The organism is Burkholderia sp. SRS-W-2-2016 (genome assembly GCF_001931485.1).
In the GTDB taxonomy this organism is placed as follows: Bacteria; Pseudomonadota; Gammaproteobacteria; order Burkholderiales; family Burkholderiaceae; genus Paraburkholderia.
Genome location: NZ_MSDV01000042.1, coordinates 14359 through 29464 on the forward strand (window position 1 = coordinate 14359; position 15106 = coordinate 29464).

13 protein-coding genes are annotated in these 15106 nt (G+C 63.1%); 2 read left to right on the forward strand and 11 right to left on the reverse strand.

All coding sequences use genetic code 11. The features are described 5' to 3' along the window. Positions 1-69: 69 nt before the first annotated feature. The 11 genes from BTH42_RS18520 to gyrA form a co-directional block, all read right to left on the reverse strand. Positions 70-363, reverse strand: a complete 294-nt coding sequence (locus tag BTH42_RS18520; RefSeq protein WP_075302024.1) for a lipopolysaccharide assembly LapA domain-containing protein — start codon at positions 361-363, stop codon at positions 70-72. A gap of 297 nt (positions 364-660) precedes the next feature. Then, positions 661-984, reverse strand: a complete 324-nt coding sequence (locus BTH42_RS18525) for an integration host factor subunit beta (protein WP_006050255.1) — start codon at positions 982-984, stop codon at positions 661-663. A gap of 21 nt (positions 985-1005) precedes the next feature. After that, positions 1006-2739 (reverse strand): 30S ribosomal protein S1, encoded by a 1734-nt coding sequence (rpsA, locus tag BTH42_RS18530; RefSeq protein ID WP_075302026.1) that lies wholly within the window; start codon positions 2737-2739, stop codon positions 1006-1008. Positions 2740-2901: 162 nt separating this feature from the next. Next, positions 2902-3588: a (d)CMP kinase gene (gene cmk, locus BTH42_RS18535; protein WP_075302028.1), complete on the reverse strand. Its 687-nt coding sequence runs from the start codon at positions 3586-3588 to the stop codon at positions 2902-2904. Between the two features lie 46 nt (positions 3589-3634). Then, complete coding sequence (aroA, locus tag BTH42_RS36060; RefSeq protein WP_256702093.1) at positions 3635-4939, reverse strand: 3-phosphoshikimate 1-carboxyvinyltransferase; 1305 nt, start codon at positions 4937-4939, stop codon at positions 3635-3637. An 18-nt stretch (positions 4940-4957) separates the two neighbouring features. Continuing rightward, positions 4958-5899 (reverse strand): prephenate dehydrogenase/arogenate dehydrogenase family protein, encoded by a 942-nt coding sequence (locus tag BTH42_RS36065; RefSeq protein ID WP_256702097.1) that lies wholly within the window; start codon positions 5897-5899, stop codon positions 4958-4960. A 61-nt stretch (positions 5900-5960) separates the two neighbouring features. Continuing rightward, positions 5961-7082, reverse strand: coding sequence for a histidinol-phosphate transaminase (gene hisC / locus BTH42_RS18545; RefSeq protein WP_075302030.1), 1122 nt, complete (start codon positions 7080-7082; stop codon positions 5961-5963). Positions 7083-7178: 96 nt separating this feature from the next. After that, positions 7179-8258 (reverse strand): prephenate dehydratase, encoded by a 1080-nt coding sequence (pheA, locus tag BTH42_RS18550; protein ID WP_075302042.1) that lies wholly within the window; start codon positions 8256-8258, stop codon positions 7179-7181. Between the two features lie 64 nt (positions 8259-8322). Next, positions 8323-9405: a 3-phosphoserine/phosphohydroxythreonine transaminase gene (gene serC / locus BTH42_RS18555; protein ID WP_075302044.1), complete on the reverse strand. Its 1083-nt coding sequence runs from the start codon at positions 9403-9405 to the stop codon at positions 8323-8325. A 244-nt stretch (positions 9406-9649) separates the two neighbouring features. Further along, a complete protein-coding gene (locus BTH42_RS18560; RefSeq protein WP_075302046.1) occupies positions 9650-10255 on the reverse strand; it encodes a DUF2059 domain-containing protein in 606 nt (201 codons plus the stop codon). Positions 10256-10380: 125 nt separating this feature from the next. Beyond that, entirely contained in the window at positions 10381-13017 is a 2637-nt protein-coding gene (gene gyrA, locus BTH42_RS18565; RefSeq protein ID WP_075302048.1) for a DNA gyrase subunit A, read from the reverse strand. Positions 13018-13504: 487 nt separating this feature from the next. On the opposite strand from gyrA, the gene ompA reads away from it, so the two are divergent. Both ompA and ubiG read left to right on the forward strand, forming a co-directional pair. Beyond that, a complete protein-coding gene (ompA, locus tag BTH42_RS18570) occupies positions 13505-14152 on the forward strand; it encodes an outer membrane protein OmpA (RefSeq protein WP_026228725.1) in 648 nt (215 codons plus the stop codon). Positions 14153-14393: 241 nt separating this feature from the next. Then, entirely contained in the window at positions 14394-15092 is a 699-nt protein-coding gene (gene ubiG / locus BTH42_RS18575; protein WP_075302050.1) for a bifunctional 2-polyprenyl-6-hydroxyphenol methylase/3-demethylubiquinol 3-O-methyltransferase UbiG, read from the forward strand. Positions 15093-15106 lie beyond the last annotated feature (14 nt).

A 15106-nucleotide genomic window follows, 5' to 3' on the forward strand; every position in this document is an offset into this window, starting at 1 on the left:
CGATTAATGCAAATGAGCGGGGAAGCAAACAACGAAAAGCCGCGCGTGGAGCGCGCGGCGCAGAATCGGTCAGATCAGCGGCGGCATCGGCGGCTGTTCGACCACGGCCGGGGTTTCGCGCGCGACGCGCAACTCGCGCCGGAGCTTGCCGTTCTCCATGCGCAGACGCACGACGGCGGGCATCGCCGATACCAGCCCGGCCACGAGGCCGATCACGAAAAACGCGAGGCCGATCAGAATCAACGGCGCCGACCACGTGTAGCCGGCGAGGAAATTCAGCGCAGCGGGTTGCATGTTGGAGAGCGCCAGCACCAGCAGCAGCACGAACACCAGCACGCGGATCAGCCAGACGAAAAATTTCATGAATAGATCTCTTGACGGCAGTTGCGGGGTGACGCCGGCTTGATGACGCGTCGCGCCACGGTGTTGCCCGCGCCGAAGTGACCCGTATTGTAATTGAAGCCCTCGCGGCTGGGCAGCAGGTGGCCGGAAGCCCCCTTGCGGGCACTTTCAGCACGTTGCGCACCGTCACGGACAACAACCCCAAAAAACGCGGGCGAAAAAAAAGCGCCCGAAGGCGCTTTTCCTGGTCTTTTGCCGATTGGCTTTGGCCGCTGACGACACTAGCTTTGCCACGCTGCAAGACGCACAGCGGAGTCATTACAGGTCGTCATCCGGCTCTTCGGCTTTCAGCGGCTCGCCCGCACGGCGATCCACCCGCTCACGCAATTCCTTGCCCGGCTTGAAGTGCGGTACGTACTTCTCGGGTACCAGCACCTTCTCGCCCGACTTCGGATTGCGTCCGACGCGGGAGGGACGGCGGTTGAGGCCGAAGCTGCCGAAGCCACGAATTTCGATGCGATGACCTTTGGCAAGCGCCTCCGACATCGCATCGAGCATCGTCTTCACCGCGAAATCCGCATCCTTGAGGACAAGTTGCGGAAATCGCGTAGCCAGCTGGGCGACCAATTCCGATTTGGTCATACTGCAGCAGACCTCTCAGGCTTACTGGTTCTGGCCGTCGAGCTTGGCCTTCAGCAGCGCGCCGAGGTTCGTCGTGCCGGTAGCAGCTGCGCTCGAATCCGAAGCAGCGAGGCCGCGGATGGCTTCCTGCTGCTCAGCCGAATCCTTCGCCTTGATCGACAGGTTGATGCCGCGCGACTTGCGATCGATGTTGATGATCATCGCGTTGACCTTGTCGCCTTCCTTCAGCACGTTGCGAGCGTCTTCCACGCGGTCTTGCGCGATTTCCGAAGCACGCAGGTAGCCTTCGACTTCACCCGACAGCTGGACCACGGCACCCTTCGCGTCGATCGACTTGACGGTACCGTCGACGATCGAACCCTTGTCGTTCATTGCAACGTAGTTGCTGAACGGGTCGCCTTCGAGCTGCTTGATACCCAGCGAAATGCGTTCCTTCTCGACGTCGATGCCGAGAACGATCGCTTCCACTTCGTCGCCCTTCTTGTACTTGCGAACGGCTTCTTCGCCGGTTTCGCTCCACGACAGGTCCGACAGGTGAACCAGACCGTCGATGCCGCCCGGCAGACCGATGAACACGCCGAAGTCGGTGATCGACTTGATGGCGCCGCTGATCTTGTCGCCCTTCTTGAAGTTGCGGCTGAAGTCGTCCCACGGGTTCGGCTTGCACTGCTTCATGCCGAGGCTGATACGGCGGCGGTCTTCGTCGATTTCGAGAACCATGACTTCGACTTCGTCGCCCAGCTGGACAACCTTCGACGGCGCAACGTTCTTGTTGGTCCAGTCCATTTCCGACACGTGGACGAGGCCTTCGATGCCCGATTCCACTTCGACGAATGCGCCGTAGTCGGTGATGTTGGTGACCTTACCGAACAGGCGCGTGCCCGACGGGTAACGGCGCGAGATGCCTTCCCACGGATCGTCGCCCAGTTGCTTGATACCGAGCGAAACGCGGTTCTTTTCCTGGTCGAACTTGAGGATCTTCGCGGTGACTTCCTGGCCAACCGACAGAACTTCGCTCGGGTGACGCACGCGACGCCATGCGATGTCGGTGATGTGCAGCAGGCCGTCGATGCCGCCGAGGTCCACGAACGCGCCGTAGTCGGTGATGTTCTTGACCACGCCTTCGACGATCGCGCCTTCCTTCAGCGTTTCGAGCAGCTTTGCGCGCTCTTCGCCCTGGGTCGCTTCGATAACAGCGCGGCGCGACAGCACGACGTTGTTACGCTTGCGATCGAGCTTGATCACGCGGAATTCGAGGGTCTTGCCTTCGTACGGGGTCGTGTCCTTGACCGGACGCGTGTCGACCAGCGAACCCGGCAGGAACGCGCGGATGCCGTTGACCATCACGGTCATGCCGCCCTTGACCTTGCCCGTGATCGTGCCGGTCACGAGTTCGTTGTTGTCGAGCGCTTTTTCCAGCGACAGCCACGAAGCCAGACGCTTCGCCTTGTCGCGCGACAGGATCGTGTCGCCGTAGCCGTTTTCCAGCGCGTCGATCGCGACGGAAACGAAGTCGCCCGCCTGCACTTCTACCTCGCCCGCGTCGTTCAGGAACTCTTCGAGCGGGATGTAGGCTTCGGACTTCAGACCAGCATTAACGACCACGAAGTTGTGGTCGACACGCACGACTTCGGCGGAGATCACTTCGCCGGCGCGCATGTCCTGCTTGGTCAGCGACTCTTCGAACAGAGCCGCAAAAGATTCGGTATTCGGGGTAGAGGTTTGCAGGTCGGACATAAAAATCAGAATTTGCATGGTGTTCGCTGCGCCTCGCCGACCGGAATGGTCAGCTGATCGGCATACACGCGAATGCCACGCGGGGTTAAAGGTTAAAAACAACGCTTCGCGACCATCGCGAAGCACCTACCAGCAACGGAACCGCCACTGGCTGACCGCCGATGCGTTACTTGTTTCAAGTCACGCTTGCGGGACCAGCGCTTCATACCATTGCACCACCTGCTCGACCGCCTGGTCGACCGACAATGCGGAGGTATCAAGCAGCTTTGCATCCGCTGCGGGCTTGAGCGGCGCGGCCGCGCGCTGACTGTCACGCTCGTCGCGCTCACGCAAATCCCGGAGCAAGTCATCTATATTAGCAGAAAATCCTTTTTGGATCAATTGCTTATGCCGGCGCGCCGCGCGGGCCTCGACGCTGGCGGTCATGAACACCTTCAGCACCGCGTCCTGGAAGATCACCGTGCCCATGTCGCGGCCGTCCGCGACCAGCCCGGGTTCCTTGCGGAACGCCCGCTGACGCGCCACCAGCGCGGCTCGCACCGGCGCGTGCACGGCGATCGCCGACGCACGGCTGCCGACTTCCTCGGCGCGGATTTCAGTCGATACATCGTGGCCGTCGAGCTGCGCAAGGCCCTCGCGGAACGTGATGTGCAGGTCGTCGATCAGCTTGACCAGCGCGTCGATGTCGTCCGCGGCGACGCCGTAGCGCAGGCTCGCGAGCGCCGCGAGCCGGTAGAGCGCGCCGCTGTCGAGCAGGTGAAAGCCGAGGCTCGCGGCCACCAGCGCGGCGACGGTGCCTTTGCCGGAGGCGCTGGGGCCGTCGATCGTAATAACAGGCGTCTGGTGAAAGGGGCGGGTCGGTTTCATCTAAAAAGTCGCACGTCAGGCGATTCGCACGCGAATCTGGGTTGAATCAGGGTTGCGCGAGCGCGGTGAAGCGCTCGAAATAATCGGGGAACGTCTTGCCGACGCACTTCGGGTCGTTGATCCGGATCGGCACGCCGCCCAGACTCACGAGCGAGAAGCACATCGCCATCCGGTGATCGTCGTAGGTGTCGATCGCGGCGTTCGGGATCAGCTTTTCGGGCGGCGTGACGACGAGGAAATCCTCGCCCTCCTGCACCTTCGCGCCGACCTTGCGCAGCTCGGTCGCCATCGCGGCGATCCGGTCGGTTTCCTTCACGCGCCAGCTCGCGATGTTGCGCAGCGTGGTCGTGCCGTCCGCGAACAGCGCGGCGACCGCGATCGTCATCGCGGCGTCGGGAATCAGGTTGAAGTCCATGTCGATCGGGTCGAGCTTGCCGTGGTCGTTGCCGACCCCGCGCACCTCGATCCAGTCGTCGCCCATCTGCAGGTTCGCGCCCATCCGGATCAGCGCGTCGGCAAAGCCGACGTCGCCCTGGATACTCGCGCGGCCGACGCCTTCCACCTTCAGCGGGCCGCCGCCGAGTGCACCCGCGGCGAGGAAATACGACGCCGAGGACGCGTCGCCTTCGACCATGATCGTGCCCGGCGACTGATAGCGCTGCCCCGCCGGCACGATGAACTGATGCCAGCCATGGCGCTCGACCTTGATGCCGAAGCGCGCCATCAGCTTGATCGTGATCTCGATGTACGGCTTCGAAATCAGTTCACCGTCGACCTGCACCGTGCTCACGCCGCTCGCGGTGCGCAACAGCGGCAGCGTCATCAGCAGCGAGGTCAGGAACTGGCTCGACACGTCGCCGCGCACGCGGATCGGCGCCTCGGCGGTGATCTGCGCGGGACGGATACGCAGCGGCGGATAGCCTTCGTTCTGCTCATAGTCGATCGACGCACCGATCTGCCGCAAGCCGTCGACCAGATCGCCGATCGGCCGCTCGTGCATGCGCGGCACGCCATGAATCCGATAGCTGCCGCCGTTCACCGCCAGCGCCGCGGTTAGCGGGCGCACCGCCGTGCCGGCATTGCCGAGGAAGAGATCAGTCGTGCGCGCGGTGAACGCGCCGCGCGTGCCGGTCACCACACAGGTGTCGCCGTCGCGCTTCAGACGCACGCCGAGCTTTTCGAGCGCGTCGAGCATCACGCGGGTGTCGTCGGAATCGAGCAGATTCGTGATCGTCGTCTCGCCTTCGGCAAGCGCGGCGAGCAGCAGCACGCGGTTCGAAATGCTCTTCGAGCCAGGCAGACGAACCGTGCCGGCTGCACGGGAAAAAGGTCCGAGATCGAGGAATTCCATGATGAGTCCAGTTTCCGGTTATTTCGACGCGTCGCTGCCGGCCACACCGGTCGCGCGCTGTTCCTGCCATTGGCTGCGGGCGACGCGCGAGCGGGCGAATACCGCTTCGAGCGCGGCGCCGTCGCCGGCTTCGATCGCGGTGCGCAGGCGCGCGAGCACCGCGGTGTACGCATCGAGTTCGTCGAGCAGCGCGGCGCGATTGGCCACGCAGACGTCGCGCCACATCTCCGGGCTCGACGCGGCGATGCGCGTGAAGTCGCGAAAGCCGCCGGCCGCGAACGAAAACTTCAGCGCGGCATCGGGCGAATTGAGGATCTGTTCGACCAGCGCGAACGACAGCACGTGCGGCAGATGACTGACCGACGCGAACACGCGATCGTGCTGCGCGGGCGCCATCTCGCGCACCAGCGCGCCGGTCGCGCGCCACATCGCGGCGACTTGCTCGACCGCTTGCGGCTGATTCTCCGGCAGCGGGCACAGCACCACGTTGCGATTCACGTACAGGTCGGGCAACGCGGCGTCGACGCCGCTCGATTCGCGCCCGGCAATCGGATGCCCGGGCACGAACTGGCCGATGCGCGCACCGAGCGCCGCGCGCGCGGCGGCGACTACGTCGGATTTGGTGCTGCCCGCGTCGGTGACGATGGTTTGGGCGTCGAGATACGGCGCGATGCGTTCGAGCAGCGGCTGCGTCTGCGCAACGGGCGCCGCGAGCAGCACGACGTCGGCACCGGCGAGCGCGTCGCGCAACGCGGCAGCATCGTCGAGCGCTGCGGCGGCGTCGATCACGCCCAGCGTCAATGCGCGCTCACTCGACGCGGCGCTGCGTCCGACGCCAATCACCGTCCGCGCCCCACCGACCTCGCCGCGCTCGCGCAACGCGCGCGCAAGCGATCCGCCGATCAGACCGACACCGAAAATCACCAGCTTGTTAAAGGAAAACGCGGCCACGTCGCTCACACAATACGGACAATAAGCGCGCCGTTCCTGCCGGTTCGACGCGCGGGTCAAGGATCAATGCTTACGCCGCGGCAGGCTCGGCAAGCGTTTTTTCGAGCGCCGCGAGGAACGCTTCGTTTTCTTCCGGCAACCCGATCGTGATGCGCAGCCACTGCGGCAAACCGTAGTTAGCGACCGGACGCACGATCACCGCCTGCTTCAGCAGCGCGAGATTCACGCGGGCGCCGGCGGCGTTGTCGTTGCCGACCCGCACCAGCACGAAGTTGCCTTCGGACGGTACGTATTCGAGACCGAGCTTGTCGAATGCTTCGCTCAGACGGCGATAGCCTTGCGCGTTCAGCGCCGCGCTTTTCTCGAGAAACGCGCTGTCGTTCAGTGCGGCGATCGCCGCGGCCTGCGCGAGCGTGTTCACGTTAAACGGCTGACGCAGACGGTTCAGCAGATCGGTCAATTCAGGCTGCGCGATCGCGAAGCCGATGCGCAGACCCGCGAGGCCGAACGCCTTCGAGAACGTGCGCGACACCAGCAGGTTCGGATAGCGGCGCACCCACGCGATCGAGTCATAGCGCTTGTCCGCCGACAGATACTCGGTGTACGCCTCGTCGAGCACCACGACCACGCGGCGCGGCACCTTGTCGAGAAACGCCTCGAGCGTCGGGCCGTCGATGAACGTACCGGTCGGATTGTTCGGATTCGCGACGAACATCAGGCGCGTATCGTCGGTGATCGCGGCGAGCATCGCGTCGAGATCGTGGCCGTAGCGCACGGCCGGCACGACGATCGCGCGTGCGCCGACGCCTTGGGTCGCGAGCGCGTAGACCGCGAACGAGTACTGCGCAAACACCACCGACTCGCCCTTCTCGACAAACGCATGCGCGGCGAGTTCGAGGATGTCGTTGCTGCCGTTGCCAAGCGTGATCCACTCGGCCGGCACGCCGTAGCGCGCGCTCAGCGCGGCCTTCAGCTCGAAGCCGTTCGAATCCGGATAGCGGCCGAGGTCGGCGATCGCCTGCGCCATCGCGCGCTGCGCGGACTCGGGCATGCCCAGCGGATTCTCGTTCGATGCCAGCTTCACGATGCTCGCCTCTTCGAGACCGAACTCGCGGGCCACTTCCGAAATCGGCTTACCGGCGATGTATGGCGCGATCGCGCGCACATAGGAAGGGCCGAAAGACGCTGTCATGACAATCTCCGAACGAGTATGAGTAGTTGATTTCGTAGCCGGGCGGCGTATTCGATGCCGCCCGGGACCGGCTGCCGGTATCCGTTGAATGGGGCCTTAGCGGGCCCGCGGATAGGAGCCGAGGATCTTCAGGAACGCGGCCTTCTCGCCAAGTCCGGCCAGCGCGGCGGCGACGGCCGCATCGTCGCGATGACCTTCGACGTCGATATAGAAGTAGTACTCCCACGTGCCGACGCGCGCCGGACGCGATTCGAAACGCGTCATCGACACGCCGTGGCGCGACAGCGGCTCGAGCAGCTTGACCATCGCGCCCGGCTCGTTCGCGACCGACACGATCAGCGACGTCTGGTCATGGCCGCTCGGACCGGTCGGCTGCTTGCCGATCATCACGAAGCGCGTGCGGTTATGCGGGTCGTCCTGGATCAGCGCGTTGGTGACCTGCAGGCCGTAGTGGATCGCGGCGCGGTCGCCGGCGATCGCCGCGACGGTCGGGTCTTCCGCCGCCATCCGCGCGGCCTCGGCATTGCTCGCCACCGCCTGGCGCTCGAGATGCGGCGCATTGGTCGACAACCAGCGCTGGCACTGCGCGAGCGCCTGCGCATGAGCGCACACGCGCGTGACACCGGCGAGGCCGTTTTGCGTAAGCAGATTGTGGTGGATCGGCAAAGCCAGCTCGCCGCCGATGATCAACTGCGTTTGCAGCAGCAGATCGAGCGTGCGCGACACCGCGCCTTCGGTCGAATTCTCGACCGGCACGACGCCGTAGTCGGCGGCGCCGGCTTCGACCGAGCGGAACACTTCGTCGATCGACGGGCACGGCAGACCTTCGATCGACTGACCGAAGTACTCGTGCATCGCCTGTTCGCTATAGGTGCCGACCGGCCCGAGGTAGGCGGTCTTGATGGTCTTTTCGAGCGCGCGGCTCGCCGCCATGATCTCGCGCCAGATCGCGCTGATGTGCTCGGCGGCGAGCGGGCCCGCGCTCATCTCCTGCAAACGCGCGATCACTTGTTGCTCGCGCTCCGGCCGGAACACCGGCGCGTTGAAATGCTTCTTGACCTCGCCCACTTCGAGCGCGACCGACGCGCGCTGATTCAGGAGCGCGATCAGCTGCGCGTCGAGCGCGTCGATACGATCGCGCAGAGGTTTGAGTCGGGTATTGAGTTCGTCGTCCATGCTTGAGATACAGCCCTGCCGGGTAACTGCTGGAAAAGATGCGCGCGCCTGCGAGTCGCTCGACTCAGGCGCCGCGCTGCTCGAATTCCTTCATGTATTCGACGAGCGCTTTGACGCCTTCGAGCGGGACGGCGTTATAAATCGACGCCCGCATGCCGCCGACGGACTTGTGGCCCTTTAGCTGCACCAAGCCGCGCGCTTTCGCGCCGGACAGGAAATCTTCGTTGCGCGACTCGTCGGCGAGGAAGAACGGTACGTTCATCCGCGAGCGCGAGCCATGCTCGACCTTGTTCAGATAGAAGCTGCTCGCGTCGATCGTGTCATACAGCAGCTTCGATTTTTCGAGGTTGCGTGCTTCGATCGCCGTGAGGCCGCCCTGCTTCTTCAGCCACTTGAACACGAGCCCGGCGATATAGATCGCGTAGGTGGGCGGCGTGTTGTACATCGAATTGTTCTCGGCGACGGTCTTCCATTCGAACGCGGACGGACAGATCGGCATCGCGCGATCGAGCATGTCCTCGCGCACGATCACGACCGTCACGCCGGCCATGCCGATGTTCTTCTGCGCGCCGCCGAACAGCACGCCGTATTTGGCGATGTCCATCGGGCGCGACAGGATATGCGACGACGCGTCCGCGACGAGCGGCACGTCGCCAAGGTCGGGAATCTCGAAGGTTTCGACGCCGTGGATCGTCTCGTTCGTGCACAGATGCACGTAAGCGGGATCGTCCGACAGCTGCCATTCCACGCGCGCCGGCGCGCGGGTGAAGCCGTCCGCGGTCTGGCCGCTCGCGGCCAGATGCACGCTGCCGTACTTCTGCGCTTCCTTGAACGACTTCTGCGACCACGAGCCGGTAACGACGAAATCCGCGCGCGGCTTCGAGCCGAGCAGGTTCATCGGCACGATCGCGTTTTCGCCGAGGCCGCCACCCTGCAGGAACAGGATGCGATGGCTCGCCGGCACCTGCAGCAACTCGCGCAGGTCGGTCAGCGCTTCCTCGTGGATCGACATGAATTCTTTGCCGCGATGGCTCATTTCCATCACGCTCATGCCGCTGCCGTGCCAGTTGAGCATTTCGTCGGCTGCCTGGCGCAGCACTTCTTCGGGCATGGCCGCCGGGCCGGCGGAGAAATTAAAGACGCGCATGTGAGGTCCTGGAAGCGGGCGCGATAAAAACGAAAACCGCGCGAAATTCGGCGAAAGATCTGCGAAACGGCTCACCGAAAAAGAAAAATGGCCGTCTGCGCCTGTGCGCAAACGGCCATTATCGCATTGTCGCCGCCAACCCGCCACGCCGTGTGGCCCGGCGGGTGCGCCTTCCGGGCACTTGCCCGGGCGGCGAAGGCAGGCTGCCGGCCTTACTACCGGCAGCGCTGCCCGACGAGCGGAATTACTTGGCTGCCGGCTTGACCGACGCGACTTCCTTGTCGGCCTGGTCACGCGTTGCCTTGATCGATTCCGGCATGTACTTCTGCATCAGGCTGTTCACGACGTCGCGGCCAACCTGATCCTGCACCTGGATGAACTTGCGGCCGGTCGGGCTCTTGTAGAACGTCGTCAGATCCTTGATTTCCGACGTGCTGTAGTACTTCGCGTACGCGTCGTACTGAGCCTGCATTGCGTCCTGACGGAAGCCGTCCGTTGCGAACACCTGGCCTGCGCCGTCGACCAGCTTCGGCACCGCGTTCTTCTGCAGCGCCGGCACGGCAGCCTGCTTCTGCTTGTCCGTCATCGTCTTGTTTTCGCTCAGCGCGTCCGACAGGATTGCCGGCACCAGCTGCTTGGCTTGCATCTGCGCGCTGTTGCCGATCGCGCCGACCAGCTTCTGTGCGTCGATGGCGTCGAGCAGGTCTTTGATCGCTGCCTGCTTGGCCGGGTCAACCGGTGCTGCTGCAGCGGCCGGAGCTGCCGGCGCCTGGTTTTGCAGCGCTTGAGCCATTGCGAACGTCGGCACGAGGGCAGCCAGCAACATCAGTTGTTTGAATCGTTTTTGCATCATTACTCCCTAAGAGAAATTAACTTGAACCGCGCGCCGCGCTGGAAAGCGTATCGGCCCGATACGCAAAGATCCACAGCGTAGCTTCAACTTATTAACTGAGACTGAAACACCGCCGACGCGGATCAGGCTGCACCGCCCTCACCTTCATTGTCGCCGTTGTCGCTTTCAGCGGAGCCGTCGGTTTCGCTTTCCGACTCGCCTTCGGCCTCAGCCACCTGTTGCAGACCGGACAGCTTGGTCCCTTCGTCAAGGCTGATGAGTGTAACACCTTGAGTTGCACGGCCCATTTCACGAATTTCCGACACACGAGTACGAATCAACACGCCTGTCGTAGTAATCAGCATGATCTGCGCTTCCGGATCCACCAGCGTCGCGGCGACCACCTTGCCGTTACGCTCCGAGGTCTGGATCGCGATCATTCCCTTCGTGCCGCGGCCATGACGCGTGTATTCGATGATCGGCGTGCGCTTGCCGAAACCGTTCTCGGTCGCGGTGAGCACCGACTGCTGCTCGTCGCCGGCCACCAGCAACGCGATCACGCTCTGGCCGTCCTCGAGCTGCATGCCGCGCACACCGCGCGCCTCGCGGCCCATCGGACGCACGTCGTTCTCGTCGAAGCGCACCGCCTTGCCCGAATCCGAGAACAGCATCACGTCGTGCTGGCCGTCGGTGATAGCCGCGCCGATCAGGTAATCGCCCTCGTCGAGACCGACAGCAATAATACCCTTGCGCAGCGGACGGCTGAATGCCTCGAGCGGCGTCTTCTTGACCGTGCCCAGCGCGGTCGCCATGAACACGAACTTGTCGGCCGAGAATTCCTTGACCGGCAGCACGACGGTGATCTTCTCGCCTTCCTGCAGCGGGAACATGTTGACGATCGGCCGGCCGCGCGAGTTGCGCGAACCCTGCGGAACTTCGTAGACCTTGACCCAGTACACGCGGCCGCGGTTCGAGAAGCACAGGATGTGGTCGTGGGTATTGGCGATGAACAGCGTATCGATCCAGTCGTCTTCCTTCATGGAAGTCGCCTGCTTGCCGCGACCGCCGCGCTTTTGCGCGCGATATTCGGACAACGGCTGCGATTTCACGTAGCCCGCGTGTGACATGGTCACGACCATTTCCTGCGGCGTGATCAGGTCTTCGGTGTTCAGCTCGGTCGCGTTCAGCTCGATCTTCGAGCGGCGCGCATCGCCGAACTCGGCTTTGATCGACGTGAGTTCTTCGACGATGATCGCCGAAATGCGTTCCGGGCGAGCCAGGATGTCCAGCAGGTCGGCGATCTGCGCCATCACGTCGCGATACTCGCCGATGATCTTGTCCTGCTCGAGACCGGTCAGGCGCTGCAGACGCATCTGCAGGATTTCCTGCGCCTGGGTGTCGGACAGACGGTAGAGGCCGTCGACCTGCATGCCGAACGACGGGTTCAGCCCTTCCGGACGGTACGCTTCACGGCCGCCCGCGGTCGCGTTCTCCGTCTCGGCGCGCGACAGCATCTCGCGCACCAGCGACGAATCCCACGGCCGCGCCATCAGTTCCTGCTTGGCGATCGGCGGAGTCGGCGCGGCCTTGATGATCGCGATGAATTCGTCGATGTTCGCCAGCGCGACCGCGAGGCCTTCGAGCACGTGGCCGCGCTCGCGCGCCTTGCGCAGTTCGTAGACGGTACGCCGCGTCAGCACTTCCCGGCGATGCGACAGGAAGCACGTGAGCATTTCCTTCAGGTTCAGCAGCTTCGGCTGGCCGTCGACGAGCGCGACCATGTTCATGCCGAAGGTGTCCTGAAGCTGGGTGGCCTTGTACAGATTGTTCAGCACGACTTCGGGCACTTCGCCGCGCTTGAGCTCGATCACCACGCGCATGCCGCTCTTGTCGGACTCGTCGCGGATATCGGAAATGCCTTCGAGCTTTTTCTCGTTGACGAGCTCGGCGATACGCTCGAGCAGCGAACGCTTGTTCACCTGATACGGCAGTTCGTCGACGATGATCGACATGCGCTGGCCGCGGTCGATTTCCTCGAAGTGCGTGAGCGCGCGCATCACCACGCGGCCGCGCCCTGTGCGATAGCCGTCGCGCACGCCGGCCACGCCGTAGATGATGCCGGCGGTCGGGAAGTCGGGCGCGGGGATGATCTCGATCAGCTCGTCGATCGTCGCTTCGGGGTTCTTCAGCAGATGCTGGCAGGCGTCGACGACCTCGTTGAGGTTGTGCGGCGGAATGTTGGTCGCCATCCCGACCGCGATGCCGGACGAGCCATTGATCAGCAGATTGGGAATGCGCGCGGGCAGGATGGCCGGTTCGTTTTCGCTGCCGTCGTAGTTCGGCACGAAGTCGACGGTTTCCTTGTCGATGTCGGCCAGCAGTTCGTGGCCGATCTTCGCCATGCGGATTTCGGTGTACCGCATCGCCGCGGCGTTGTCGCCGTCGACCGAACCGAAGTTACCCTGGCCGTCGACCAGCATGTAGCGCAGCGAGAAGTCCTGGGCCATCCGCACGATCGTGTCGTACACAGCCGTGTCGCCGTGCGGATGGTATTTACCGATCACGTCGCCGACGATACGCGCCGACTTCTTGTACGCGCGGTTCCAGTCGTTGTTCAGCTCGTGCATCGCGTATAGCACGCGCCGGTGCACCGGCTTCAGGCCATCGCGGACATCGGGAAGCGCTCGCCCTACGATCACGCTCATCGCGTAATCGAGATACGAACGGCGCATTTCCTCCTCGAGGGAGATTGGCAGAGTCTCTTTGGCGAATTGATCCATTATCCGTATCTTTTACGTGCGAAGGCGACGGCCAGACCGTCGCCTTCGCGTAAGCATTGCAGGCGCAACGCATCACGCGATTCTAACATGCCGGGCCTGGGCCTCCGACGAAGGTACGTATACATATTAGTAGGGCGCCCGCCAGAGCCCGTCCGCGGCCCGCCAATATTCCGTTTTTCGCAATTATCAGGCTCGATTCGTGCGTAGGCCAATCGGCCGCTCAGCCAGAGCTGGCGGACCCCTGAGACGAAAACATTTGTTGCGCATGCACCACAAACGAAGGGTGATTTGATGGGGGGCGGATTTTTTTTTCGTCGGAAGGGAACGATATGGCAAAATGCCAACGCACAAAGAGTCAGACACTGCTCGAAGTCTACACAGACGGTTTTTGTTCCGCACCAATGTTATACTTCGAGCAATGTATGACTTGTCTTCGTCAACAGGCTCGCAGTAAACCTGCGGTAATCTCAATTTCGAGAGGAGAAATATGAATAAACTTTCAAAGCTCGCGTTCATTGCAGCTACCGCGGTTATGGCTGCATCCGCCATGGCACAGTCGGTGCCGGCGTCGCGACAAGCTACGAACGACAACTGGGTGAATGGTACCGGCGAATACGTGTGGATGAACGGCACGAACGAGCTGTGCTGGCGCGATGCATTCTGGACGCCGGCTACGGCCAACGCAAAGTGCGACGGCGCGCTGGTTGCTCAGGCTCCGACCCCGCCGGCACCGGTCGCTCCGGCTCCGGCAATCTCCAGCGAAAAGATTACGTATCAAGCTGACGCTCTGTTCGACTTCGACAAGGCAATCCTGAAGCCGGCTGGCAAGGAACGTCTGAGCGAACTGGCATCGAAGATTCAAGGCATCAACCTCGAAGTCGTCGTTGCAACGGGCCACACCGACCGTATCGGTTCGGACGCGTACAACGACCGTCTGTCGCTGCGCCGTGCTCAAGCTGTGAAGGCATTCCTGGTCAGCAAGGGCGTCGAAGCCAACCGTATCTACACGGAAGGCAAGGGCCGCCGCAACCCGGTTACCACCGGCTGCAACCAGAAGAACCGCAAGCAACTCATCGCCTGCCTCGCACCGGATCGTCGCGTGGAAGTCGAAGTTGTCGGTACGCCGAAGCAGTAAGCTGCAAAGTTACCGCAGTATCGAAAGCCCCACTTCGGTGGGGCTTTTTTTATGCGCGCCGAGATCGAGCGGCGGCTGAAGCGAACCTTACCGCGATCATGCGAAAAGCCGCGGAAGCCCTGCTGCCGCGGGCTCCACGGCCATCGCCGGCGTGCCCCGCACTTTTGCCGGTCCGTCTCTCGCCCTATATACTCGGGGTTTATCCTCGAGCGTCACCGCTCTCATCGAGGCAGTTTTCGCCATGACCAACGCCGATCCCCACGAACTACAGAAATTCAGCGACCTCGCGCACCGCTGGTGGGACCCGAACGCCGAATTCAAGCCGCTGCACGAACTGAATCCGATTCGCCTGAGCTGGATCGATGCGCACGCGCATCTGGCCGGCAAAAAAGTGCTCGATATCGGCTGCGGCGGCGGCATCCTGTCGGAATCGATGGCGGGGCTCGGCGCGCATGTGAAGGGCATCGACCTGTCCACCCAGGCGCTCGGCGTCGCGGATCTTCACAGCCTTGAAAGCGGTGTAACGGTCGATTACGAAGAAATCGCGGCTGAGGCCCTCGCGGCCCGCGAACCGGGCACTTACGACGTGGTCACCTGCATGGAAATGCTCGAGCACGTGCCGCAGCCGGCGGCCATCGTCGAAGCCTGCAAGAACCTCGTGAAGCCAGGCGGCTGGGTGTTTTTCTCGACACTGAACCGAAACGTGAAGTCGTATCTGTTCGCGGTCATCGGCGCCGAATACATCGCGCGGATGCTGCCGAAGGGCACCCACGACTACGCGCGCTTCATCCGCCCGTCGGAACTCGCGGGCTTCGTGCGCGCAGCCGGTCTGCGCACCGACGACATCAAGGGCATCGTCTATAACCCGCTCAGCAAACACTTCACGCTGTCGACCGACACGAGCGTCAACTACATGCTCGCCTGCCGCCGCGACGCCTGATCCGCACCGACCCG

Coding starts and splice junctions, on each gene's coding strand:
- aroA (WP_256702093.1), bottom strand. CDS start 4,939: ATGGAATTCCTCGATCTCGGACCTTTTTCCCGTGCAGCCGGCACGGTT.
- pheA (WP_075302042.1), bottom strand. CDS start 8,258: ATGGACGACGAACTCAATACCCGACTCAAACCTCTGCGCGATCGTATC.
- gyrA (WP_075302048.1), bottom strand. CDS start 13,017: ATGGATCAATTCGCCAAAGAGACTCTGCCAATCTCCCTCGAGGAGGAA.
- BTH42_RS18525 (WP_006050255.1), bottom strand. CDS start 984: ATGACCAAATCGGAATTGGTCGCCCAGCTGGCTACGCGATTTCCGCAA.
- rpsA (WP_075302026.1), bottom strand. CDS start 2,739: ATGCAAATTCTGATTTTTATGTCCGACCTGCAAACCTCTACCCCGAAT.
- ubiG (WP_075302050.1), top strand. CDS start 14,394: ATGACCAACGCCGATCCCCACGAACTACAGAAATTCAGCGACCTCGCG.
- ompA (WP_026228725.1), top strand. CDS start 13,505: ATGAATAAACTTTCAAAGCTCGCGTTCATTGCAGCTACCGCGGTTATG.
- hisC (WP_075302030.1), bottom strand. CDS start 7,082: ATGACAGCGTCTTTCGGCCCTTCCTATGTGCGCGCGATCGCGCCATAC.
- cmk (WP_075302028.1), bottom strand. CDS start 3,588: ATGAAACCGACCCGCCCCTTTCACCAGACGCCTGTTATTACGATCGAC.
- BTH42_RS18560 (WP_075302046.1), bottom strand. CDS start 10,255: ATGCAAAAACGATTCAAACAACTGATGTTGCTGGCTGCCCTCGTGCCG.
- BTH42_RS18520 (WP_075302024.1), bottom strand. CDS start 363: ATGAAATTTTTCGTCTGGCTGATCCGCGTGCTGGTGTTCGTGCTGCTG.
- serC (WP_075302044.1), bottom strand. CDS start 9,405: ATGCGCGTCTTTAATTTCTCCGCCGGCCCGGCGGCCATGCCCGAAGAA.